This window comes from Nocardia sp. NPDC057353, from assembly GCF_042667085.1.
In the GTDB taxonomy this organism is placed as follows: Bacteria; Actinomycetota; Actinomycetes; order Mycobacteriales; family Mycobacteriaceae; genus Nocardia.
The window spans coordinates 35,712-57,793 of record NZ_JBHVAK010000023.1; the positions used below are offsets into that span (position 1 = coordinate 35,712).

Below are 22,082 nucleotides of genomic sequence, written 5' to 3' on the forward strand. Positions count from 1 at the left end.
AGCCCCGCCAGGTAAACAGCCCCCCGCCGGGCAATCGGCCCCCGCCGGGAAACAGCCCCCCGCGGGGCAATCAGCAGCTCGCCAAGCAATCAGCCCTTTGCCGGGCGCTCAGCCCCTGCCGGGCAATCAGCAGTTCACGGGCATCGGCACTGCGGGCAGCCGCGTAACACGGGCAGCCCCCGCCGGGCGTAGCCGCGGCGCGGGCAGCGGGGTCCCCGGGGCGGAGCCCCGGGAAAAAAACTCCCCTACCTCTGCCGAGGCAACCGCACGACCTGCACGAAGAAATCATCGATCTGCTTGATCGCCGCCACGAACTGATCCAGATCCACCGGCTTGGTCACGTACGCATTGGCGTGCAGCTTGTAACTGCGCAGAATGTCCTCCTCCGCGGCGGAGGTGGTGAGCACCACCACCGGAATGGACGCCAGATCGGGATCGGACTTGATCCGCTCCAGCACCTGCCGCCCGTCGTACTTCGGCAGATTCAGATCGAGCAGGATCAGATCCGGCCGCGGCGCCTCCCCCCACGGCCCCTGCCGGTAGAGGAACTCCAGCGCCTCCTCGCCGTCCCTGGCGACGTAGAGGTTGTTGCCGATCTTGTTGTCCTCGAACGCCTCCCGGGTCATCAGCTCGTCGCCGGGGTCGTCCTCCACCAGCAGGATGTCGATGGGCTGGCCGGAACTCGTCACGAGGGCTCCTCGGTGTCGGTGGTCTCGTCGGCCCCGGTCCTGGTGGACGATTCGAGGTCGGCCGTGCGTGGGAGAGTGAAGCAGAAGCGGGCGCCGCCGGTGTACTCGGTGTCGATCCAGATCCGGCCGCCGTGGAATTCCACGATCTTCTTGCAGATCGCCAGCCCGATCCCGGTTCCGGAGTACTCCTCCCGGTTGTGCAGCCGCTGGAAGATGACGAACACCTTCTCCGCGAACTCGGGCGCGATCCCGATGCCGTTGTCGGTGACCCGGAACCGGTACTCGGCGGCGTCCACCTCGGACTCCACCTCGATCACCGGCGGCCTGCCCGGCGCCGCGAACTTCACCGCGTTGCCGACCAGGTTCTGCCACAGCATGGTCAGCAGCGTGCGGTCGCCGACGACCTCGGGCAGCCGCTCCGGCCGCCGCACCTCGGTGCCGGTCTCCTCGACGATCGAGGCCAGGTTGGTCAGCGCCTTGTCCAGGGTGTCGTCCAGCGAGATCGGCTCGGCGGCGTCGGTGAGCCTGCCGACCCGGGAGAAGGTGAGCAGGTCGTTGATCAGCACCTGCATCCGCTTGGCGCCGTCCACCGCGAAGTCGATGTACTGCTTGCCCCGCTCGTCGAGCTGGTCGCCGTACCGCTTCTCCAGCAGCTGACAGAAGGAGGCGACCTTGCGCAGCGGCTCCTGCAGGTCGTGCGAGGCCACGTAGGCGAACTGCTCCAGCTCCTGGTTCGACCGCCGCAGCTCCACCGTCTGCGCGTCCAGGTCGGCGGCCTGCTCGACCAGCTTGGCCTCCTGCGCCCGCGAGGACTGCAGCTCGGCCACGATGCGGCGCCGCATGTCCTCCACCGCCTCGGCCACCGTGCGCAGGTCCGACGGCCCCCGCGCCTCGATGTGGTGGTCGAAATCGCCGCCCGCCACCTGCAGCGAGGACCGCTCCAGCTCCGCCAGCGGCCGCGCCACCAGCCTGCGCACGATCACGGTGAGCACCAGCGCGGCGACGACGAAGACCGCGACCACGCCGCCGAGCACCGCGTTCCTGATGGCCCTGGTGCGGGCCAGGTCCGCGCGGTCGTCGACCAGCGCCGCCGCGAAACCCTGGTTCTGCGTGATGAACTGGGCGCGCAGCTGGTCGAAGAGCCCCTTGCTCCGCTCCACGCCCGCGTCGGCGACCTCCCTGGCCGCGGCGGGGGTGGTGGCACCGGTGACCGGGTCGGCGTAGGCGGCGCGCCACTCGTCGGCCAGCCGCTCCAGCGTGTCCAGGTCGGCCATCAGCGCCGGGTCGTCGCCGACCAGCTCGCGGATCCGGGCGGCGGCGCGCTCCTCCTCCTGCCTGCCGATGGTGTACGGCTGCAGGAACTGCGGGTCGGCGGCGATGGCGAAGCCGCGCACCCCGGTCTCCTGGTTGATCAGCGCGCCCTGCAGCAGGTAGGCCTCGGCCGCGGCGGGCTGCACCCGGTCCAGCAGCCGGTCGGTGCTGCGGTTGGTGTCGGAGATGACCTCGGCCCCCGCGGCGCCGCCGAACAGCACGATCAGCACCATCAACCCGAGCACCAGCTGGAACCAGGTCTGCACGGTGTAGCGGCCGGACAGACCGTTCGTCGCGCGGCTCATGCGCCGGTTTCCGGGCGCGCCCAGCGCAGGTACATGACCGCGACGTCGTCGGCGAGGCCGCCGTGCTCGTCGGCCATCGCCTCGACCTTGGCGATCAGCGCGTCCACGAAGAGGTTCGGGTCGACCCGCGGCACCGAGGAGACCAGCTCGTGGAGCCCGTCCTCGCCGAGCCGCTGGTTGCCGGGGCCGATGTGGCCCTCGTACAGGCCGTCGGTGAAGAGCACCAGCCCGGTGTCCTCGCTCATCGGGTACTGGTGGCTGGGCCAGACCGCGCGGCCCGGCAGCACCCCGAGCGCGGGGCCGCCCGCCACCTCCACCCAGTCGGTGCCCGCGTCCCGGCGGGCGAGCATGCCGGGGTGCCCGGCGCGGATCACCCGCGCCACCCGCTTGCGCGGGTCGAGCACCAGCGTGGTCAGGGTGGCGAAGGTGCGGTTGCCCGCGCGCTCGGCGAGCAGCACCTCCTCCAGCAGCTCCAGCTGCCTGGCCCCGCTGATCCCGCTGAGCACCAGGGTGCGCCAGGCCAGCCGGAGCGCGACCCCGATCGCGGCCTCGTCCGGGCCGTGCCCCGCGACGTCGCCGATCAGCGCGTGCACGGTGCCGTCGGCGTCCTGGACCACGTCGTAGAAGTCGCCGCCGAGCAGCGCGTAGGCGCGGCCGGGGCGGTACCGGGTGTACACGTCGACCACCCGGTCGCCGCGCAGCAGCGGGGTCGGCAGCAGCCCGCGCTCCAGCCGGGAGTTCTCCTGCGCCTGCATCTGGCTGGCGCGCAGCGCGACCGCCGCGGCCTCGGTCTGCTTGCGCTGGATGGCGTAGCGCACCGCGCGGCCGAACAGCTCCGGCTCGACCCGGCCCTTGACCAGGTAGTCCTGCGCGCCCGCGGCGACCGCGGCGAGCCCGGTCTGCTCCTCGTCCAACCCGGTGAGCACCACGATCGCCACCCGGTCGGTGAAGCCACGGATCCGCGCCACCGCCTCCATGCCGCTGGCGTCGGGCAGGTGCAGGTCGAGCAGGACGCAGTCCGGGCGGTGCCGGGCCAGGTGCTCGCCCGCCTCGGCCATCGAGCGCACCCAGGACATCCGCAGCCCGGGGGCGCCGTCCGCGACCAGCTCCTCGACCAGCAGCGCGTCCGCGCGGTCGTCCTCGACCAGCAGCACGGTGGGCTCGACCCGATCGTGGAAGTCGGTGGGGGAGTGCGCGAGCCCGGCTGCGACGCGTTCGGCCTCCGCGCGTGCGGCGGCGCCCGCCGATTCCCGCTGCCCGGACAGCATGCGCCTCGCCTCCTCGTTCGTCCGCGTGACCGACGCCGATCACCGGTTCCGCCGCGCAACTGTGCCACATTCGGTGAACAGGTGCGCACGCGGCTCGGCGGCGCGGCGCGTCCGGTTTCACTCCGGGCGGGCCCAGCAGAGGTCGACCACGGTGGGGTGGCCGCCCGCGGCCCCGTCGAACGGGGCGCGGAAGGCCGCGGCGCTGTGCGTCAGCGACGGTGTGGCGGCGCCGACGGCGTGCCCGGGGACGGGGCCCGCCCTGGTCACCGCCTGCAGCCGGACCAGCACCGTTCCCGCGCGGCCGGTGAGCGTGCCGTCCACCGCGCTGCCCGGAACGGTGCGGGTCAGCAATGCCGCGGCGACCCGGTGCACGGCGTCGCGCAGCTCGCCGCACTCCCCGGCCCCGAACCCGGCCGCCACCGCCGTCGCGGCCGCCAGCGCCCCGAGTGTCGGCAGCCGCTCCGGCGTGGCCGGGATCCGCACCGTCACAACGGTGTCGTCGGCTTCCGCGGCCTCCGGCACCGGCACCGCGGGATCGCTCCGCAGGTGCCGAACCCGGCCCCGATCGGCTCTCATGGTGTCCCCCTCGGCGCGCGGCCGGTGCGTCCCCTGCGTGCCGGGATGCCGCGGCGGCGCTCGGCCCGCCCATCTTCGCGTGAGCTGCGGTGCGGGGCAATGGTTTCGGGGAACTCCGACGGGAAACGCCGGGTCCGCGCCCGGATTCGCGGCGCGTCGGACCGGCTCAGATCCGGCGCAGCACCGACACCACTTTGCCGAGCACCATCGCGTCGTCGCCGTCCAGCACCGGGTAGGCGGGGTTGCGCGGCTCCAGGTGGACGTGGCCGCCGCGCCTGCGCAGCACCTTCACCGTGGCCTCGCCGTCCAGCAGCGCGGCCACGATCTCGCCGGAGTGCGCGTCCGGCTGGCTCCGCACCACCACGGTGTCGCCATCGCAGATCGCGGCGTCCACCATGGAGTCGCCGCGCACCCGCAGCGCGAAGACCTCGCCGCGGCCGACCAGGTCGCGCGGCAGGTCGAGCACGTCGTCCAGGTGCTCCTCGGCGGTGATCGGCGTGCCCGCGGCGATGTCGCCGAGCAGCGGCACCGGGACGGAGTCGGGGGAGTGCGCCCGCTCGGGGTCGGTGGCGAGGAAGAGCCGGACGTCGATCGGCCGGGTGGCGGCAGGCCCGCGGCGCAGGAAGCCGCGCTCCTCCAGCTCGCGCAGGTGCCGGGAGACCGTCGAGGTGGAGCGCAGCCCGACCGCGTCGCCGATCTGCCTGGTCGAGGGCGAGTACCCGTGCGCGAGCGCCCAGTCCCTGATGGCGGCGAGGATCTGTCGCTGCCGCGGCGGGAGCACCGAGGTGTCGGGGAGGTCGAGGTCGGGGGCGGGCTGGCGGAAGCGGGTCACCCGGGAATAGTAGAGCCCTCAGGCGAGCCTGCTGACCGGCCAGTCGGCGGGCAGGTCGCAGAGCCCGGCGATCATCCGGAACGCGGTGAGCAGCGCCTGGATGCCGTCCACCCCGGAGGCGACGGCCGGGCGGTGCTCGCTGATGTGGAAGCGGCACAGCGCGTACCGGCCGTCCTCGGACGGGTACGGGCGGCCGATGATGATCGAGTACGGGCCGTCCGCGCCGTGCAGGGTGCGGGCGGCGACCAGCGACTGCGGCGTGTGCTCCGGGTCGGCCGGGCGCGCGGACGAGCCCGCGGCCGGGGCCGGAAAGGAGAGGTCGGCGGGGTCGAGCAGCTCGAAGCGCGCGCCCCCGCGGTTGGCGGCGGCCAGGTCGTCGGCGACGCCGAGCAGCGCGCGGTAGAGCGCGGCCAGCGAATCGGTGCCGGAGGCCCAGCGCTCGCCGAGCCCGGCAATCCGGAACCCGCACACCACGCCCTGCGTCTCGGCAGCGACCTGCGGCGCCCCGATATCGATGGAGACCGGGCGCGCCCCGTCGGCCACGGTCCGCGACGCGATCACGTCACGGATGCGCCGCCACTGGTGCCCGCCGGTGTGGTGACCGGACCCGCCCACCGCGGGCGGCGCCGTGTCCTCCCTTTCCCGGGTGTCTATCGGTCTCATGTGACTCGGAGTACCCGATCGGTCCGTTTTCGTAACCTGGCCGATGCCACGGCCACCGACCCGGGCCGGGACGCGCGGCGGGCCGGGCACCCGTGCCCGGCCCGCGCGGTGGAACTCACCCCTCGAGTTCGGCCCCGGTGGCGGGTGGCGGCTCCGCCGCCAGCGCCAGCACCTCGTCGTCGGTGAGCAGCCGGGAGCGGATCAGGAAGCGCACACCCTCCGGCGCCTCCAGCGAGAACCCGCTGCCCCGGCCCGGCACCACGTCCACGGTGAGGTGCGTGTGCTTCCAGTACTCGTACTGGTCCGCGCTCATCCAGAACGGGGTGTCCGCGTCGACCCGCCCGAGCAGCACGTCGGCCGAGCCGACCCGGAACTCGTTCCGCGGGTAACACATCGGAGCGCTGCCGTCACAGCAGCCGCCCGACTGGTGGAACATCACCGGCCCGTGCTGCGCCTCCAGCGCGCGCAGCAGCTCGGTGGCCTTGCCGGTGAGCTCCACCCGGTGCACCGGCATCAGAAGAACCCCTGCTTGTTGGGCGAGTAGCTGACCAGCAGGTTCTTGGTCTGCTGGTAGTGCTCGAGCATCATGCGGTGGTTCTCCCGCCCGATGCCGGACTTCTTGTAGCCGCCGAAGGCCGCGTGCGCCGGGTACGCGTGGTAGCAGTTGGTCCACACCCGGCCCGCCTTGATCTCCCGACCCAGCCGGTAAGCGGTGTTCATGTCCCGCGACCAGACGCCGGCGCCGAGCCCGTAGAGGGTGTCGTTGGCGATCTTGAGCGCCTCGTCCACCGAGTCGAAGGTCGTCACCGAGACCACCGGCCCGAAGATCTCCTCCTGGAAGATCCGCATGTCGTTGCGGCCCTTGAAGATGGTCGGCTCGACGTAGAACCCGTTCGGCAGCCCGTCCACCGAGCGGGTGCCGCCGCCGGTGAGCACCTCGGCGCCCTCCTGCCGCCCGATGTCGATGTAGGAGAGGATCTTCTCGAACTGGTCGTTGCTGGCCTGCGCGCCGATCATGGTGGCGTCGTCGAGCGGGTTGCCGCTCACGATCGCCTCGGTGCGCGCGACCGCCCGCTCCATGAACTCGTCGTAGATGGACGAGTGCACCAGCGCGCGCGAGGGACAGGTGCAGACCTCGCCCTGGTTCAGCGCGAACATGACGAAGCCCTCGATCGCCTTGTCGAAGAACTCGTCGTCGGCGGCGGCCACATCCGGGAGGAAGATGTTCGGGCTCTTGCCGCCGAGCTCCAGCGTGACCGGGATGATGTTCTCGCTGGCGTACTGCATGATCAGCCTGCCGGTGGTGGTCTCGCCGGTGAACGCCACCTTGGCCACCCGCGGGCTGGAGGCCAGCGGCTTGCCCGCCTCGACGCCGAAGCCGTTCACCACGTTCAGCACGCCCGGCGGGAGCAGGTCGGCGATCAGCTCGACCACCTTGAGGATGGAGGCCGGGGTCTGCTCGGCGGGCTTGAGCACCACGGCATTGCCCGCGGCCAGCGCCGGAGCCAGCTTCCAGGTGGCCATGAGGATCGGGAAGTTCCACGGGATGATCTGGCCGACCACGCCGAGCGGCTCGTGGAAGTGGTAGGCGATGGTGTCGCCGTCGATCTCCGAGATGCCGCCCTCCTGGGCGCGCAGCGCACCGGCGAAGTAGCGGAAGTGGTCGACGGCGAGCGGCAGGTCGGCGGCGAGCGTCTCGCGCACCGGCTTGCCGTTCTCCCAGGTCTCCGCGACGGCCAGCGCGGTGAGGTTCTCCTCGATCCGGTCGGCGATGCGGTTCAGGATATTGGCGCGCTCGGTGGTGGAGGTGCGGCCCCAGCCGTCGGCGGCCTGGTGCGCGGCGTCCAGCGCGCGGTCGATGTCGGGGGCGGTGGAGCGGGCGACCTCGGTGAACGTGGCGCCGTCCACCGGGGAGGGGTTCTCGAAGTACCGGCCCTCCGCCGGGGCCACCCAGTCCCCGCCGATGAAGTTGTCGTATCGGCGGGCGTACTCGACGACGCTGCCCTCGGCTCCCGGCTTCGCGTAGATCATGGCGAACGACTCCTCGCTGTTGGCGACCACTGAACCCACGGCGCACGGCCGTGACGCGTGTCACTATGCGCCGCCGAGGTTGGGGAAACGTTGACGCCGCCCCGCGGGTGCCACCGCGGAGCCGCTCGGAGCAGCGGTCGACCAGCCTGGCCTGCGCCGCCCCCGGGGGCGTCCGCCCACGTCCGCGCGCTGGTCACCGCCGCCGAGATCCGGCGGGTCAGCCGTGCAGGGCGGAGTGCAGCCGCGCGGCCGCGATACCGCGCCTCGGGTCGCCGGAGGCGAGGAGTCGCAGCGCGTGCTCGTGCACGGCGATGTCGGGGGTGGCGAACTCCCCGTAGCGCAGGGCGTGCGCGGGATCGGGGCTGGAGAGCACGGCGGTGCGGATCGCCACCTCGAGGTGGTCGCGCCACGTGACGATTCCGGGGGTGTCCGAACCCGGCAGCAGCGGCCCCCGGTACAGCTCGACGGCGGTGCCGGTGTCCCCGGCCTCCAGCGCGGCGAGCAGCTCGACGGCATCGCAGGCGGGCGGGTGCGCCAGCCGGTAGACCCGGCTGCTGATCTCGCCGCCGGTGGCCCGGCGCAGGTACGACATCTCCGACTTCAGCGTGCTGGTCCCGACCGGCCGGTCGCCGTAGACGGCGAAATGCAGCCGCTCGTGCGTGAACCCCTCCGGCTCCAGCGCGAGCAGGGTGAGGATCTCCAGGTGCCGCGGCCGCAGCCGCACCCGCTCGCCCGCGCGCACCAGCTCGGCGCCGCCGAGGCAGCGCAGCCGCATCCCCGGGACGGCGGGCGCCCCCGCCCGCACCCGCGCCTCGATGGCGCTGGCCAGCGCCATGGCGGTGGACATGGCGAGCGGGTGCGCGCGGTCCCACGCGGTGGAGAGGTCGAGCACGCCGAGCTGCCTGCCGTCGGGGCCGTGGATCGGCGCGCAGTAGCAGACCCAGCCGTGTAACGCGGCGACCAGGTGCTCGGCGGAGAAGACGGTGTGCGGGCGCTCGGTGCGCAGCGCCAGCGAGAGCGCGTTGGTGCCCATGTGCGGCTCGTCCCAGCGGCCGCCGGGCGCGAAGTTCACCTGCTCGGCGCGGCGGCGCATGACCGGCCCGCCGTAGGACCAGAGGATGGTGCCGCTCTCGTCGGTGACGGCGGCGACGAAGCCGGAGCCGTCGGCGACCCCGCGCAGCTGGTCGGCGAGCTCGAGCACCGGGGTGCGCAGCGGCGACTCGGCCCAGCGGGTCCTGGCGTCGACGGCGTCGCCGGGGGCGTGGTCCCTGGCCGGGTCGACGGTGCGCAGCGAGCGCGCCCACGACTGCGCGACCGCGGAGTCGAGCGCGTCCGGCCGCGCGATGTCACCGGGCCGGACCAGGTCCGTACCCGGCACGCGGGGGACCCGGCGGGTCCATTCCGCTTCGAGGGCAGCTCGTCGCTGCGAGAGGCTACGCCGTTGGGCCATCCCGCGATCCTGGGGTCGAGTGGTTCGGTGGTGCGCCGAACTCCATTCTGCCCCGGCGCGGCATCGGGCGGGGCCGGAAATCCGGCGCGAGCGGGGCGGGCGCGGGAAATGCTGCGCGGCCCGCCCGATCGCGCGGCGGGTCAGTCCTCCGCGTCGCTGTTGGCGGCGCGGTAGGCCTGCTGCACCTCGGCCGGAATCCGGCCGCGGGCGGAGACCTCGAACCCGTTGTTGCGTGCCCACTCCCGGATCGCGGCGGTCTGCTCGCGGTTGTCCGCGGACTTGGCGCGCGGGGCGGGGGTCTTGGGCTGGCGCCGCCTGCCGCTCACCCGGCGGGCGTGCTTGGCCCACGACTCCAGCTCGCTGCGCAGCTTCTTCGCGTTGGCGCTGGACAGGTCGATTTCGTAACCGACACCGTCGAGCGCGAACTCGATCGTTTCGTCCGCGACCGACTCGCCGTCGAGATCGTCGATGGTCTGGACGATGACCTTCTTGGCCATACTGTTGTTGTGCCCCTTTCCGGACGCCGGATTCGACAGCACGACATTACATCCCATTCCGCTCCGCGCGGTGCCGCATACGCCTTTGTCGCCGACCCCGGCAAAGCGGTTCCGGCCTTTCGGCAATCGATAGCGAATTCGCCCCCGGAGCACCCCCGCGAATTGCCCCCGCCACCGGGGTCGGGCAATTGCCGAGGGTCGGTGACCCAATTCACAGGGGTGTTGCGGTATGGATCGCGTGTGGCGATGGGTTAGGGGTAATAGCCGAGCAGGCGCAGGTGGCGCCGCCGGGTCCGGGCTTCGGACTCGGGACGGAGCGCGCGTACGCGGTGGAGAGGGGCACGGGCCATGTCGATGTTCCCGGTGTTGCTGATGGTCCTTGGTCTTCCGGTGCTGGCGGTGGTCGCCTCGTATCTGACGGTGGGCGCCACCTCCTGGCTGGAGGCGCGGCGCGCCGCCGCCGAGTTGCCCGAGCAACCGGCGGGCGGCTGACCCGCTATTCCGGGCCCGGTCACTCCGGCGGAACGGCCGAATGGCCCCTGTGCCCGTTGGTCCGGCGCTCTTCCTTCATCTCCGCCTCGAACAGGTGCCGCCTGCCCTCGAACAGTTCGTCCCGGACACCCCGTTCGATCTCCCGGAACTGCGCGTAGTAGCCGTCGTCGAACTCCTCGACGATCTGGAACGTCCAGCGGCCGGGCAGCACGTTGCGGCCGATGAGTTCGCGCTCGATGCGCTCGGCGATCTCCGGGTGCCCCGCCTCGCGGAACTTCGACACCGCCTCGTCCAGCCTGAGGTCGGCGCCGCCGATCAGCTGGTGCAGCTCGTAGAGGTGGCCGCGGGCCCGCTCCACGGTCTCCAGCGCCTCGGAGAGCTTGCCGCCCGCGGCGACCGTCGCGTCGTCGACGCCCGGCGGTCTCCGGTGCTCCGGGGACGGGCGGTCGGTGGTGGCGGCACCGTCGGTAACCATTCCGGTCATTTGTCGTCCCTTTCTCGATCATCTCCTGCGCTGTGCGCCCGCAATACCCCCTGGCACGGGGGTGAATCCGCGGTTGAGCGCGGCTCGGCAGGGTAGCCGATCCGGGTGGAGCGCATCGGTGGGAAGGTGTCGTGGCGGCCCGAGTTCGCGGGGGAGTGCGCGGTGCTGCGCCCGCGCGGCGTCCTGGACGCCGAGACCTACCGGAGCTTCGGCGCGGACCTGGTGCGGTTCGCGGTGGACGAGCCGCGCGCGCTGATCGTCGTGCTGGACGAGCTCGAGCCCGCCGACGACGGCGCCTTCACCGTCTTCAGCGCCGCCCGGATCCGGGTGCTGGACTGGCCGGGGGTGCCGATCCTGCTGGTGGCGGGCGCCGAGCCGCTGCGCCGCCGGGCGGCGGCCGCGGTGCGCCGGGTGCCGGTGCTGGAGTCGGTCGCCGCCGCGCTGGCCGCGGCGCCCGCCCGGCCGCGCGGGCAGCGGGCCGGACTGGCGATGCCCGCGGGTGCGGCGAGCGCCCAGAGCGCGCGCGAGTTCGTCGCCGGGGTGTGCGTGCGCTGGAACACCGCCGAGTTCTTCACCGACGCGCAGCTGCTCGTCACCGAGCTGGTGGAGAACGCGATGCTGCACGCGGCGGGCGAGGTCGGGGTCCGGCTGGAGCTGCGGCCGGGCGGGCTCACCGTCGCGGTGACCGATGCCGCGCCGCAGGCCGCGGTGCTGCGCGAGCCGGCGGCGGGCGAGGTGCAGGCGTACGGGCTGCACGTGGTCGCCGACCTCGCCAGGTCATGGGGCTGCGTGCCGCGCTGGCCGTTCGGCAAGGTGGTCTGGGCGACGCTGCCCGCGTGATCAGCCCGCCAGCGCCCCGCCGCCGATCGAGAGGTAGGCCATGAAGAGCACGAGCGCGAACCACCCCGCGCCCTGCCAGATCGGCCAGCCGCCGCCGCGTTTCCACACCCGGAAGGTCTGCACGAAGGCGCCGATCGCGCCGAGCAGCAGGGTCGCCGCGGGCGCCAGCAGCGTGACGCTCTGCGCGGGGACGTCGCAGAGCATGCGCGCGCCCGCGCAGGCCGCGCGCCCGCTCGCCCACAGCACGCAGACCCCGAAGACCGCGGCGGCGACCACCAGGACCGCCGCGAGGTAGCGAGCGGCGCCGCGCACCGCACCTGGGTCGCTCCAGTGCTTCTCGACATCGTTGACCACGTGCACGGAGGTTACCGGAGGGGAACGTCACAAACATTGTGCACAATTGAATCGCTCGCTACTGTCGGGGACGTCCGACGAACACGACCCTCGAGGAGTTCGACGATGAAGATCCTGTACACCGCGACGGCCACCGCCACCGGCGCCGGGCGAGGGGGCCACGTCACCTCCTCCGACGAGGCGCTCGACCTCGACCTGGTCATCCCGGCCGAGATGGGGGGCGCGGGCGGTGCGGGCACCAACCCCGAGCAGCTCTTCGCGGCGGGGTACGCCGCCTGCTTCCACAGCGCGCTGCAGGTGGTGGCGCGGCGGGAGAAGGTGCGGCTCACCGACTCCGCCGTCACCGGCGAGGTCGGCATCGGCCAGGACGGCGCCGGCTTCGGGCTCGCGGTCACCCTGACCGTCGCGCTGCCCGGCGTCGAGACCGCGCGGGCGCAGGAGCTGGTGGCCGCCGCGCACGAGGTGTGCCCCTACTCCAATGCCACCCGCGGCAATGTCGACGTGCAGCTGAAGGTGGCCGAGACCAGCGCTGCAGGCTGAGCCGGCCCAGACCGTGCGGTATACCCGGCCGACCCGGCCCGCCCGGGTCGGCCCGGTGCGTACAGTGCAGCTATGTCCGAGGCACCGTTGCCCGATACCGCCCGAGAATCCGAATTCCGCCCGAGCCGGAGCGGCCGCCCCACCGGGGGCGCGCTACCCGGCGCCGACCCGCTCTCGCTCACCGCGCAGCTCTGCTTCGCGCTCTACTCCACCTCCCGCTCGATGACCGCCGCCTACCGCCCCTTCCTGGACGAGATGCGGGTGACCTACCCGCAGTACCTGGCGCTGCTGGCGCTCTGGGAGCGGCCGGGGATGACCATGCGCGAACTCGGCGAGAAGCTGCACCTCGACTACGGCACCGTCTCCCCGCTGATCCAGCGGCTGCAGGCGCACGGCCTGGTGGAGAGCGTGCGCAGCGCGCACGACCGGCGCGCCGTCGAGCTGCGCGCCACCGAGGCGGGCCGCGCGCTGCAGCGCCAGGCCAGGCGCATGGTGGAATCGGTGCTGGCCGAGGTGGATTACCCGCTGGACCGGGTGATCGCGCTGCGCGACGAGGTGAAGGCGCTCGGCAGGCGGCTGGATGCCATCACCGCCGACCGGCAGCACGCCGCGGAGCTCTCCGCGCTCACCCCGGAGCGGCTACGCCCACCCGCGGTGGCGGGGGTAGCCGCGCACTGACCACGGGTCATGTCGCCGTGGCGCAAACGCGATCTGCGCCACGGTTTCCGGTCGCCACCGCGCGTGAATCCGAGGTGATGTGGTTCGTGTCGCCGAGGACGGGAGGTCGGTGGCGATGACAGCGCACCAAGCCCGGCGCGCGCTGCCCGAGACCGAGCTCGAGGCCGACCCGGTGCTTCCCTCGAAGGACGAGCTGCTGGCCGCGCTGCGCGGCCACTACCTCGACGGCCCGCTCTGCGCCGAGGCGCACGCGCTGGCCGAGCTGCACCGCGCGCGCCGCGGCACCCCCGCCAGGGCCGCCGAGTTCGACGGCTACCGCCGCGATCTGGTGCGCCGGATCGACAGCTGGGTGCGGCGCAACCTGCCCGCACCGCGGCCGGGGGTCCGGCGGCACCCGGAGACGCTCGGCGCCGTCATCGACCGGATGGCGGCCGCCTCCGCGCGCGCCTTCGACCTGCTCATGACGATCGACCCGGGCAGCGACGAGATGCACGCCGCCTGGACGGCGCTGGCCGAGCAGGAGATCGGCTACGGCGAGGTGGTCGCGGCGCTGGAGCGCGGCTGGCTCGCGCTGCCGCCGCGCTGAACCCCGCTCAGGGCGCGCAGTTCCCGGCGCCGACCGGCGTGCCCGCCCGCCAGCGCTCGCCCAGCTGCTCGAGCACGTCCGGCAGCCCGGAGGCGTAGCCGAGCTCGCCGCGCTCCTCGTCCACCCCGAAGACCACGCCGAGCACCCGGCCCTGCAGGTCGACCAGCGGGCCGCCGGAGTTGCCGCTGCGGATCTCGCCCGCCACCGCGTAGAACTTCCGCTCCACCCCCGCCGTGCGGTAGATATCGCGCACCGGGCGCTGCAGCCTGCTGCGGACCAGGGCCGCGCTCGCGGTGTACGGGCCGCCCTGCGGGTAGCCGAGCACGACGGCGTCCTCGCCGGGTTCGGCGGGCAGCGGTGCGACCGGCAGTGGCTCCGCGGTCAGGCCGGGCACCGCGAGCACCGCCATGTCGATGGCGGGCTCGAACTGCACCACGTACGCCTCGAGCGGGCCGTAGGCCGTGTCCACCGAGATGTTCGTCGCGCCCGCCACCACGTGCGCGTTGGTCAGCACGCGCTCCGCCGCGATCACGAAACCGGTTCCGGTCTGGCGCAATCCGCAGTCCGCGGCGATGTCCCTGATCCGGAGCACGCTCGGCTGCAGCGCGGCGACGAGCGGGAGCGCGGCCACGGCGGGGTCCGGCTCGGCGCGGGAGCGCTCGGTCTCGGCGCGCGGCCAGCTCGAGGCGGCGGGCAGCCCGGCGTCGCGCAGCGGCTCGGCGAGCCGCTCCGGCAGCCCGGCGGCCCAGCCGGGCGCCAGGTCGTCCACGGTGCGCAGCACCATCGAGCCCTGCATCGCCTGGGCCTGCGCGGAGCCCGCGAGCGTGCCCGCCACCAGCCAGACCAGCAGCGGCACCGCGGCCGCGTGCGCGAGCGCGCCGCCGACGGCGTCGGCCCGCCTGGTTCCGCCGCCGCGCATGGCGTCCCTGGCCGAGCGGCCGATGCGGTGGCCGATCAGCTCCCCGGTGACCAGGAAGATCGCGACCACCGCGATCACCACCGTGAGCCGGGGCCAGCCGGGCTGCACCCGGTGCAGCACCCCGCCCGCGAGCAGCGCGCCGAGCACGGCGCCGAGCAGCACCCCGACCAGGCCGAGCAGCCCGACGAGCGCGCCGCGGCGCCACCCCACCAGCGCGGCGAGCACCGCGGCGACGAGCACGACGAGATCGAGCCAGATCGCCACCGTCACGCCGCGCCTCCCGTCCACCGGCCCGAGCCGACCGTGCGCCGGGGCGCGGGCGCCCGGCAACCGCGGGCCGCTCGGGGGTCGGCCACGGTCACGCCGCCAAACTAGCGAGCCGTCAGCGCGGCAGCAACCGTGCCGCGCGGCGCGCGTAGGCCCGGACGTCGGCGTCGCTGTCGTCGATCGCCCTGGCCAGCGCTTCCTGCGCGTCGTCCCGCTCGGCGCGGAGACTCAGCGAGAGTACCGCCGCCTTGCGCACATCCAGGTGCGGATCGCCGAGCGCGGTGGTCAGCGCCGGGATCGCGGCATCGGGGGCGGCCCCCGCCAGCCCCTTGGCCGCGCCCACCCTGACCTGCCAGGCGGTGTCGGCGAGCGCCGCGATCAGCAGCGCCACATCGTCACCGGGCGCAGGCGCCTTCTTCCGCGCCGGACGCGCCGACGGCTCAGCGGCCGGTTCCGCCGGTTCCAGCGGGCCCTCGGCGCCGAGGGGGCCGAAGGCGGCGAGGGCAGCGGCGCGGACCAGGGGGTCGGGGTCGGCGGCGAGGGCGCGGACCACCGGGCGGGCGCCCGCGGGCACGGCCACCGGGCCGATCTCGGCGAGGCCGTGCGCGACGACGACGCGCACCTCCCGGTTGGGGTCGCCCGCGAGCGCGGCGACGCCCGCGGTCTCGTCCAGCGAGACCAGCCCGCGCACCGCCTCCAGCCGGACCCGGTGGTCGGGATCGCGCGCGGCATCGGCGAACCAGGCCGCCGAGCCACCGCGCCGCGCGCGCACCAGATCCACCACGGTGGCCCGCACCCCGGGATCGGCGGAGCCGAGCCGCTCCGGCAGCCCGGCGTGCTCGGGCAGCACCTCGACCAGCTCACGCAGGCTCTCCGCCGCGGCCCGGCGCACGGTGACCGCCGGGTCGTCCAGCGCCGCGATCAGCGCACCGGCGAAGCCGTCGGGGGTGTGCTCGGTGAGCACCGAGAGCGCGGCCACCCGCACCACGGGGTCCGAGTCGGCCAGGTATGGCTCGAGCTCGGCGAGGTCCGGCGCGTCCAGCGCGAGCAGCGTGACGATCCGCGGCGACGGCGCCTCCTCGCGCAGCACCGGCTCGATCCGCTCCGGCGCGGGCCGATCGCCGCCACGGACCACCACCGGCTCCGGGGTGCGCACCGGGACCTCGGCGGGCAGCGCGCCCGGCACGTCGTCGAACTCGGGCACCGGCACCAGGTACGGCGCCACCGCGCGCTTGACGAACTCCATCTCGCCCGCGGCGTTCTTGCGCAGGTTCAGGTGGTAGCGCCAGTCCACGTCGTCGCGCTCGGGCAGGTCGGCGCGGTCGTGGTAGAGCCCCCAGCGGGATTCGGTGCGGGTCAGCGAGCTGCGCGCCGCCATCTCCGCGCAGTCCCGGATGAACGTCACCTCGGCGGCGCGCATGAGCTCGTGCGCGGTGCGCGCCCCGATCCCGGCGACCTCGGCGCGCATCCGCTCGAAGGTCTCCACCGCGAGCGCGAGCTTGGCCGCGGTCTTCGGCGGCGCCACGTAGTCGTTGACGAAGCGGCGCAGCTTGTACTCCACCTGCGGCTGCGGCGGCCCCTCCGGGTTGCGCAGCGGGCGGTAGATCAGCTCGTGCGCCTCCGCCAGTTGGTCGGCGGGCAGCTCGCCGGGCGCAGGCAGCGCGTCGAGCGTCGAGGCGGCGTGCTCGCCCGCGAGATCGCCGTAGACGAAGGCGCCGATCATGTAGTTGTGCGGCACGCAGGCCAGGTCACCGGCGGCGTACAGCCCGGGGACGGTGGTGCGGGCGTGGTCGTCCACCCACACCCCGGAGGCCGAGTGCCCGCCGCACAGCCCGATCTCGGAGATGTGCATCTCGATGTCGTGCGTGCGGTAGTCGTGGCCGCGGTTGGCGTGGAAGGTGCCCCTGGTCGGGCGCTCGGTGGTGTGCAGGATGCCCTCCAGGGAGGCGAGCGTCTCCTCCGGCAGGTGCGAGACCTTGAGGTAGATGGGGCCGCGGGCGGATTCGATCTCCCGCTTCACCTCGGCCATCATCGCCCCCGACCAGTAGTCGGAGTCGACGAAGCGCTCGCCGTGCGCGTTCACCTGGTAGCCGCCGAACGGGTTGGCGACGTAGGCGCATGCCGGGCCGTTGTAGTCCTTGATCAGCGGGTTGATCTGGAAGCACTCGATCCCGGAGAGCTCGGCGCCCGCGTGGTAGGCCATGGAGTAGCCGTCGCCCGCGTTGGTCGGGTTCTCGTAGGTGCCGTAGAGATATCCGGAGGCGGGCAGCCCCAGCCTGCCGCACGGCCCGGTCGCCAGGATCACCGCTTTCGCGCCCACCGTGACGAACTCGCCGGTGCGGGTGTTCAGCGCGGCGGCGCCGACCGCGCGGCCGCCGGCGGTGAGCACCCGGACCGGCATGAGCCGGTTCTCGATCCGGATGCGCTCGCGCATGCTGCGCTGCCGCAGCACCCGGTACAGCGCCTTCTTGACGTCCTTGCCCTCCGGCATGGGCAGCACGTACGAACCCGAGCGGTGCACCCGGCGCACCGCGTACTCGCCGTAGGCGTCCTTCTCGAACTTCACCCCGTACCGCTCCAGCCGCTGCACCATGGCGAAGCCGCGTGTGGCGGTCTGGTAGACGGTGCGCTGGTCGACGATGCCGTCGTTGGCGCGGGTGATCTCGGCGACGTAGTCCTCCGGCTCGGCCTTGCCGGGCACGACGGCGTTGTTCACGCCGTCCATGCCCATGGCGAGCGCGCCGGAGTGCCGCACGTGCGCCTTCTCCAGCAGCAGCACGTTCGCGCCGCGCTCGGCGGCGGTGAGCGCGGCCATGGTTCCGGCGGTGCCGCCGCCGATGACGAGGACGTCGCAGTCGAGGCGGACCGCGTCCGCGAGGTCGGGGATCACCGGGGTCGGCGCGGGCGCGGTCATGAGCGGCCTCCAACGGTCGGGGGGTGGCACCGGAACCGGGCGCGCCCGCGGGACGCGGTCGCCCGGGAGAGCGCAGGTCTGCGGGCGCTGCGGGTGGGTCTGCGGCCCGGCTCGGGACAGCAGCTGGTCACGAGAGCGCCGCCAGGATCGCGGCGCGCTCGGCGGAGCGGTCGGCGCCGGTGCGCGGCTCCGGGATATCGATCAGGGCGCGCAGCGGCTGCCCGGCCCGGCCGAGCACGGCGACCCGGTCGCCGAGCAGCAGCGCCTCGTCCACGTCGTGGGTGACGAAGACGACGGTGGCGGGGTGCGTGTTCCAGGTGTCGACGAGCAGCCGCTGCACGGTGGCGCGGGTCTGGGTGTCCAGCGCGCCGAACGGCTCGTCCATCATGACCGCGCGCGGCGCGCCCGCCAGCCCGCGGGCCAGCTGCACCCGCTGCCGCATGCCGCCGGAGAGGCTCTTGGGCAGGAAGTCGCCGAACCCGGTCAGCCCGACCTCGTCGATCCAGCGCTCCGCCGCGGCCCGCCGCCCCTGCCTCGGCTCGCCGCGCAGCTTCAGCGCCAGCTCGATATTGGCCCGCACGCTGCGCCACGGCAGCAGCGCGTTGTCCTGGAAGACGACGGCGCGGTCGCGCGAGGTGGTGCGCACCGGCTCGCCGTCGGCCGTCACCGTGCCGGAATCCGGCGCGAGCAGCCCGGCCAGCGCGCGCAGCACCGTCGACTTGCCGCAGCCGGAGGGGCCGGTGAGCACCAGGATCTCGCCGGGGCGCACGTCGAGGGTGAGCCCGGCGATCACCGGGTCGCCGCCGTAGGACAGGTGCACGTCGGCGAGGCCGAGCGCCATGCCGGTGCGGTTCGCGGTGGTCATCGCGCATTCTCCGTTCCGCGCGGCAGCCAGCGGGTGACCCGCCTGCCGAGCAGCTCCACCGCGGCCGAGGTGCCGAAGCCGAGCACGCCGATGGTGATGATGCCGACGAAGACGCCGGGGTAGTCGACGATGGTGTACGCCTGCCAGGTGCGGTAGCCGACGCCGAGCCGACCGGAGATCATCTCCGCGGAGATGACGCAGATCCACGCCACCCCGATGCCGACCGAGAGCCCGCCGAACACGCCGGGCAGCGAGCCGGGGAAGACCACCCGCAGCAGCACGTCCCAGCGGCTGCCGCCGAGCGTGCGCACCGAGTCCTCCCAGAGCGTCGGCAGCGCGCGCACCGCGTGCCTGGTACTGACCATGATCGGGAAGTAGGCCGCGAGGAAGGTGATGAAGACGATGCCCGCCTCGTCGTCCGGGAAGAGCAGGATGGCGATCGGCACCACCGCGATCGCCGGGACCGGGCGGGCCAGCTCGGTGAGCGGGCCGAACACGTTCGCGAAGGCCCGGGAGCGGCCCAGCGCGATGCCGGTCAGCACGCCCGCCACGGTGGCAAGCCCGAAGCCGCTGAGGATGCGGATCAGCGACTGCGCCAGGTCCAGGTAGTAGGTGTCGGTGCCGAGCTGCCTGCCGAAGGCGGTGAGGATCTCGGTCACCGTCGGCAGCGTGTCGAAGCGGAGCCAGAGCCGGACGTCGTTCGCCGTCAGCAGCTGCCAGAGGCCGATCGCCGCCAGCACCGACACCAGTTTGACCAGCCTGCCCGGCCAGGGTGAGCCGGTCGTCCGCGCCGGTGCCGGGGCGAGCGCCGCAGCCGCGGGCCCCGCCGCGATCAGCGCGGGTGCCGGGTCCGCCGCACCCTCCGGGTTGGCCGCGAGCGGCGCGCTATCCGCCGCGCCCGGGCGCGGCACGGTGTCCGGCCGCGCGGTGCCGGGGGCGGTCGCCGCGTCGGTGCGCGTCATGTCCGCACCTCCCGGACCGCCTGCTCGTAGCTCACCGGGACGGCGCCGGGGTGCGCACCCCGGTACCGCTGCGCCGCCGCCTCGGTGGTGAAGGGCAGGAAGCGGTCACCGTCGCGCAGCCACACCGACGCGTCGGCGAACCAGCGGGTGCCGAGTTCGGCGTCGAGCACGTACGCGGTGCGCACCGTCTCGCCGCGCGACTCCGCCTGCTGCACCAGGCGGAGCAGCGCGGTCGGGTCGGCGGCGGGCGCGGTCTGTTGCTGCCCGGCCACCCAGAGCTCGTTGCCGGAGCCCGCGGTGGCATTGGCGGTGTCGGCCAGCGCGGCGTCGTAGGTCGCGCCCCCGCGCTCGGCGAAGGCCTTGCGCAGCGCGGTGTCGTCGACGAAGCCGTCGATGTCGAGTTCGGCGAAGTCGCCGATGGACTTCAGGTACCGCACGTCGTCCTTGAAGGCCGCGATCAGGCTCGGCTTGAGCGTGGTGTCGAAGGAGGTGCCGCCGGGCCCGTTGTAGAGGTACACGACCTCCTGCGGCAGCCCGGACCCGTCCGCGACGATCTGCGCCGCCTCCAGCGGCTTGCCGTGCAGGAACTCGGTGGCGTCCAGCTGCGCCTGCAGGAAGGCGTCGAGCACCTCCGGGTGCTGCTTCGTGTAGTCCTGCCTGGCCACGACGCCGTGGAAGGTGGGGACGTTCAGCTCGGCGCCGTCGTAGAGCAGCTTGGCCTTGTCCTGGAACACCAGCAGCCCGGGCCAGGCCACGAACTGCGAGAGCGCGGCCACCTGCCCCGACTCCAGCGCCGACGCCCCCACCTGCGGCTGCTGGTTCAGCACCTCGACGCCGGTGCCGGGATCGATCCCGGCGCGGGTGAGCGCCTGCACCAGGGTGCCGTGCCCGGCCGAGCCGACGCTGGCCGAGATCTTCTGCCCGCGCAGGTCGGTGAGGGTGGCGGCGCGCGAATCCGGCGGCACGACCACCATGTTCAGCGCGCCCTTCGGGTTGTACCCGGTGACCGAGACGAAGTCGGTGCGCGAGCGCTCGTTGCCCTGGGTGCGGGAGCCGTTGATGAGCAGCGGGTAGTCGCCCATCGAGCCGATGTCGATCTTCTCGGCCACCATCTGCGCGGTGATCGGCGCGCCGGTGTCGTAGTCCTGCCACTCCACCTCGTACCGCGCCCCGCCCGCGTCGGTGATGTCCTGCAGCCGCTGCTCCAGGTAGCCCTGGGCGCGCAGCAGGGTGCCCGCGGTGACGGTGTTGATGGTCTTGGACTGGTAGCCGACGACGACGCGCACGGTGTCGCCGCCCGCGGCGGCCTCCTCCAGCGAGCAGCCGGTCAGGGCGAGAGCAGCGGCGGCGGCCACCGCGATCAGGCGTTTCATGAATCTTTCACCTCAGGAGATACGGCATGTTGACGGTGACGGCACCGGTGGGGCAGCGGGCGGCGCATGGACCGCAGTACCAGCACTCGTCGACGTGCATGAACGCCTTGCCGGTGCTGGTGTCGATGGCGAGCGAGTCGAGCGGGCAGATCTCGACGCAGAGCGTGCAGCCCTCGATACAGAGCGATTCGTCGATGGTCACCGGCACGTCGGTGCGGTTGTTCGCGAGCGCCATCTACAGGACCTTCCACTCGGGTGCGGTGCGGGACAGGCTGCCCCGCATGGTGATCCGGTCGCCGCGCATCCGGATGTACTCGAGGTCCACCGGCCTGCCGTCCTCCAGCCGGGTGAGCCGCTCGAGCATGAGCAGCGCGGCGCCGTCCGTGGTCTCCAGGGTCGCGGCGGTGTGCGGGTCGGCGGAGACCGCCTCCAGGGCGAGGTCGGCCGAGCCCAGCGACTGGCCGCTGACCTGCTCGATGAGCACGAAGATGTCGGTGCCCGCCAGGTCGAGGTCGAGGATCGCGGCGCCGATGTCGGGGGCCAGGTAGGTGAGGTCGAGGCTGAGCGGGGTGTCGCCGAGGTAGCGCAGCCGCTCCAGGTAGACCACCCGCTCGCCCGGCTCCAGCTGCAGCCGGCGGGCCACCGCGGGCGGCGCGGTGATCCTGGTCGCCGCGCGCACCTCGTTGCGCACGGTGCCGTGGCCCTTGAGCGTCTCCTGCAGGCCGAGCAGGGCGTCGAGGCCGTGGTCGTACTTGCGGTTCGCCACCCTGGTGCCGACCCGCGGCGCGCGGTCGATCAGCCCCTCGGCGCGCAGCAGCGCCAGCGCCTCGCGCACCGTATTCCGCGAGGTCTCGAACTCCTCCGCCAGCCGGGGCTCCGGCGGCAGCCCGTCCGGGAACGCGCCGGTGTGGATCTGGTGCCTGAGCACATCCGCCACCCGACGCGCCTGATCCGCCCGCAGCCGGCGCACCGGGGCGGGCGCGCCCTCCTCCGGAGCCGGATTCACACCGCTGACCTGCATGAAGTGACGATAACGGCGGGGCAGTGCCCCGCTCGCCGACCGCGGGCCCCCGCCGCTCCGGCCGATCGCAATGCGCCGGGCCGAGACCGGTGCGACCTGGGTGGTCCCCACTATTGCGCCACCCCGCCCGGTGGGAGGGGAATTGCGATCACGTCGATCGGAACG

The 22,082-nt window shown here is 73.5% G+C and carries 24 protein-coding genes; 5 read left to right on the top strand and 19 right to left on the bottom strand.

The window, feature by feature from the left end; genetic code table 11:
- Nucleotides 1-245: 245 nt before the first annotated feature.
- From ACFUUZ_RS14520 to ACFUUZ_RS14565, 10 genes are all read right to left on the bottom strand, one after another.
- Entirely contained in the window at nt 246-689 is a 444-nt protein-coding gene (locus tag ACFUUZ_RS14520) for a response regulator (protein WP_067649507.1), read from the bottom strand.
- Complete coding sequence (locus ACFUUZ_RS14525) at nt 686-2,305, bottom strand: ATP-binding protein (RefSeq protein WP_378696163.1); 1,620 nt, start codon at nt 2,303-2,305, stop codon at nt 686-688. Before ACFUUZ_RS14525 ends, ACFUUZ_RS14520 begins: the two co-directional genes overlap by 4 nt.
- Nucleotides 2,302-3,573, bottom strand: coding sequence for a PP2C family protein-serine/threonine phosphatase (locus tag ACFUUZ_RS14530; RefSeq protein WP_378696165.1), 1,272 nt, complete (start codon nt 3,571-3,573; stop codon nt 2,302-2,304). The genes ACFUUZ_RS14525 and ACFUUZ_RS14530 overlap by 4 nt, the downstream gene beginning before the upstream one ends.
- Nucleotides 3,574-3,690: 117 nt before the next feature.
- Nucleotides 3,691-4,149: an anti-sigma factor gene (locus ACFUUZ_RS14535; RefSeq protein ID WP_378696167.1), complete on the bottom strand. Its 459-nt coding sequence runs from the start codon at nt 4,147-4,149 to the stop codon at nt 3,691-3,693.
- Nucleotides 4,150-4,315: 166 nt separating this feature from the next.
- Nucleotides 4,316-4,981: a transcriptional repressor LexA gene (lexA, locus tag ACFUUZ_RS14540; RefSeq protein ID WP_378696169.1), complete on the bottom strand. Its 666-nt coding sequence runs from the start codon at nt 4,979-4,981 to the stop codon at nt 4,316-4,318.
- An 18-nt stretch (nt 4,982-4,999) separates the two neighbouring features.
- Complete coding sequence (locus ACFUUZ_RS14545; RefSeq protein ID WP_378696171.1) at nt 5,000-5,542, bottom strand: DUF6968 family protein; 543 nt, start codon at nt 5,540-5,542, stop codon at nt 5,000-5,002.
- Nucleotides 5,543-5,759: 217 nt separating this feature from the next.
- The gene (locus tag ACFUUZ_RS14550) at nt 5,760-6,158 is read right to left on the bottom strand and encodes a DUF779 domain-containing protein (protein WP_378696173.1); all 399 of its coding nucleotides are present in this window, start codon (nt 6,156-6,158) and stop codon (nt 5,760-5,762) included.
- Nucleotides 6,158-7,675 carry an aldehyde dehydrogenase gene (gene adh / locus ACFUUZ_RS14555; RefSeq protein WP_378696274.1) on the bottom strand — a complete coding sequence of 506 codons (1,518 nt, stop codon included), beginning with the start codon at nt 7,673-7,675 and terminating at the stop codon, nt 6,158-6,160. Before adh ends, ACFUUZ_RS14550 begins: the two co-directional genes overlap by 1 nt.
- Before the next feature lie 217 nt (nt 7,676-7,892).
- A complete protein-coding gene (locus ACFUUZ_RS14560; RefSeq protein ID WP_378696175.1) occupies nt 7,893-9,125 on the bottom strand; it encodes a transcriptional regulator in 1,233 nt (410 codons plus the stop codon).
- 140 nt (nt 9,126-9,265) lie between these two features.
- Nucleotides 9,266-9,622, bottom strand: coding sequence for an Lsr2 family protein (locus tag ACFUUZ_RS14565; RefSeq protein WP_378696177.1), 357 nt, complete (start codon nt 9,620-9,622; stop codon nt 9,266-9,268).
- 348 nt (nt 9,623-9,970) lie between these two features.
- Between ACFUUZ_RS14565 and ACFUUZ_RS14570 the strand changes: the two genes are divergently transcribed.
- Nucleotides 9,971-10,114, top strand: a complete 144-nt coding sequence (locus ACFUUZ_RS14570) for a hypothetical protein (RefSeq protein WP_378696179.1) — start codon at nt 9,971-9,973, stop codon at nt 10,112-10,114.
- 19 nt (nt 10,115-10,133) lie between these two features.
- Here ACFUUZ_RS14570 and ACFUUZ_RS14575 read toward each other — a convergent pair whose 3' ends face one another.
- Nucleotides 10,134-10,589, bottom strand: a complete 456-nt coding sequence (locus ACFUUZ_RS14575; RefSeq protein ID WP_378696276.1) for a hypothetical protein — start codon at nt 10,587-10,589, stop codon at nt 10,134-10,136.
- 114 nt (nt 10,590-10,703) lie between these two features.
- Between ACFUUZ_RS14575 and ACFUUZ_RS14580 the strand changes: the two genes are divergently transcribed.
- Entirely contained in the window at nt 10,704-11,438 is a 735-nt protein-coding gene (locus tag ACFUUZ_RS14580; protein WP_378696180.1) for an ATP-binding protein, read from the top strand.
- Here ACFUUZ_RS14580 and ACFUUZ_RS14585 read toward each other — a convergent pair whose 3' ends face one another.
- The gene (locus tag ACFUUZ_RS14585; protein ID WP_378696182.1) at nt 11,439-11,792 is read right to left on the bottom strand and encodes a hypothetical protein; all 354 of its coding nucleotides are present in this window, start codon (nt 11,790-11,792) and stop codon (nt 11,439-11,441) included.
- A 105-nt stretch (nt 11,793-11,897) separates the two neighbouring features.
- On the opposite strand from ACFUUZ_RS14585, the gene ACFUUZ_RS14590 reads away from it, so the two are divergent.
- The 3 genes from ACFUUZ_RS14590 (at nt 11,898) to ACFUUZ_RS14600 (ending at nt 13,596) form a co-directional block, all read left to right on the top strand.
- A complete protein-coding gene (locus tag ACFUUZ_RS14590; protein ID WP_378696184.1) occupies nt 11,898-12,332 on the top strand; it encodes an organic hydroperoxide resistance protein in 435 nt (144 codons plus the stop codon).
- A gap of 72 nt (nt 12,333-12,404) precedes the next feature.
- On the top strand, nt 12,405-13,010 hold the full coding sequence (locus tag ACFUUZ_RS14595) for a MarR family winged helix-turn-helix transcriptional regulator (protein ID WP_378696186.1): 606 nt from the start codon (nt 12,405-12,407) through the stop codon (nt 13,008-13,010).
- A 115-nt stretch (nt 13,011-13,125) separates the two neighbouring features.
- Nucleotides 13,126-13,596 carry a DUF4254 domain-containing protein gene (locus ACFUUZ_RS14600; RefSeq protein WP_378696188.1) on the top strand — a complete coding sequence of 157 codons (471 nt, stop codon included), beginning with the start codon at nt 13,126-13,128 and terminating at the stop codon, nt 13,594-13,596.
- Nucleotides 13,597-13,603: 7 nt separating this feature from the next.
- Here ACFUUZ_RS14600 and ACFUUZ_RS14605 read toward each other — a convergent pair whose 3' ends face one another.
- From ACFUUZ_RS14605 to ACFUUZ_RS14635, 7 genes are all read right to left on the bottom strand, one after another.
- A complete protein-coding gene (locus ACFUUZ_RS14605; RefSeq protein ID WP_378696190.1) occupies nt 13,604-14,785 on the bottom strand; it encodes a MarP family serine protease in 1,182 nt (393 codons plus the stop codon).
- Between the two features lie 112 nt (nt 14,786-14,897).
- Nucleotides 14,898-17,696, bottom strand: coding sequence for a fumarate reductase/succinate dehydrogenase flavoprotein subunit (locus tag ACFUUZ_RS14610; protein WP_378696192.1), 2,799 nt, complete (start codon nt 17,694-17,696; stop codon nt 14,898-14,900).
- Nucleotides 17,697-17,823: 127 nt separating this feature from the next.
- The gene (locus ACFUUZ_RS14615) at nt 17,824-18,561 is read right to left on the bottom strand and encodes an ABC transporter ATP-binding protein (protein WP_378696194.1); all 738 of its coding nucleotides are present in this window, start codon (nt 18,559-18,561) and stop codon (nt 17,824-17,826) included.
- Nucleotides 18,558-19,523, bottom strand: coding sequence for an ABC transporter permease (locus ACFUUZ_RS14620; protein WP_378696196.1), 966 nt, complete (start codon nt 19,521-19,523; stop codon nt 18,558-18,560). Before ACFUUZ_RS14620 ends, ACFUUZ_RS14615 begins: the two co-directional genes overlap by 4 nt.
- On the bottom strand, nt 19,520-20,896 hold the full coding sequence (locus ACFUUZ_RS14625; RefSeq protein ID WP_378696198.1) for an ABC transporter substrate-binding protein: 1,377 nt from the start codon (nt 20,894-20,896) through the stop codon (nt 19,520-19,522). Before ACFUUZ_RS14625 ends, ACFUUZ_RS14620 begins: the two co-directional genes overlap by 4 nt.
- 7 nt (nt 20,897-20,903) lie before the next feature.
- On the bottom strand, nt 20,904-21,131 hold the full coding sequence (locus ACFUUZ_RS14630) for a ferredoxin family protein (protein WP_378696200.1): 228 nt from the start codon (nt 21,129-21,131) through the stop codon (nt 20,904-20,906).
- Nucleotides 21,132-21,917 carry a GntR family transcriptional regulator gene (locus ACFUUZ_RS14635; protein WP_378696202.1) on the bottom strand — a complete coding sequence of 262 codons (786 nt, stop codon included), beginning with the start codon at nt 21,915-21,917 and terminating at the stop codon, nt 21,132-21,134. It abuts the gene before it with no gap.
- Nucleotides 21,918-22,082: the final 165 nt, after the last annotated feature.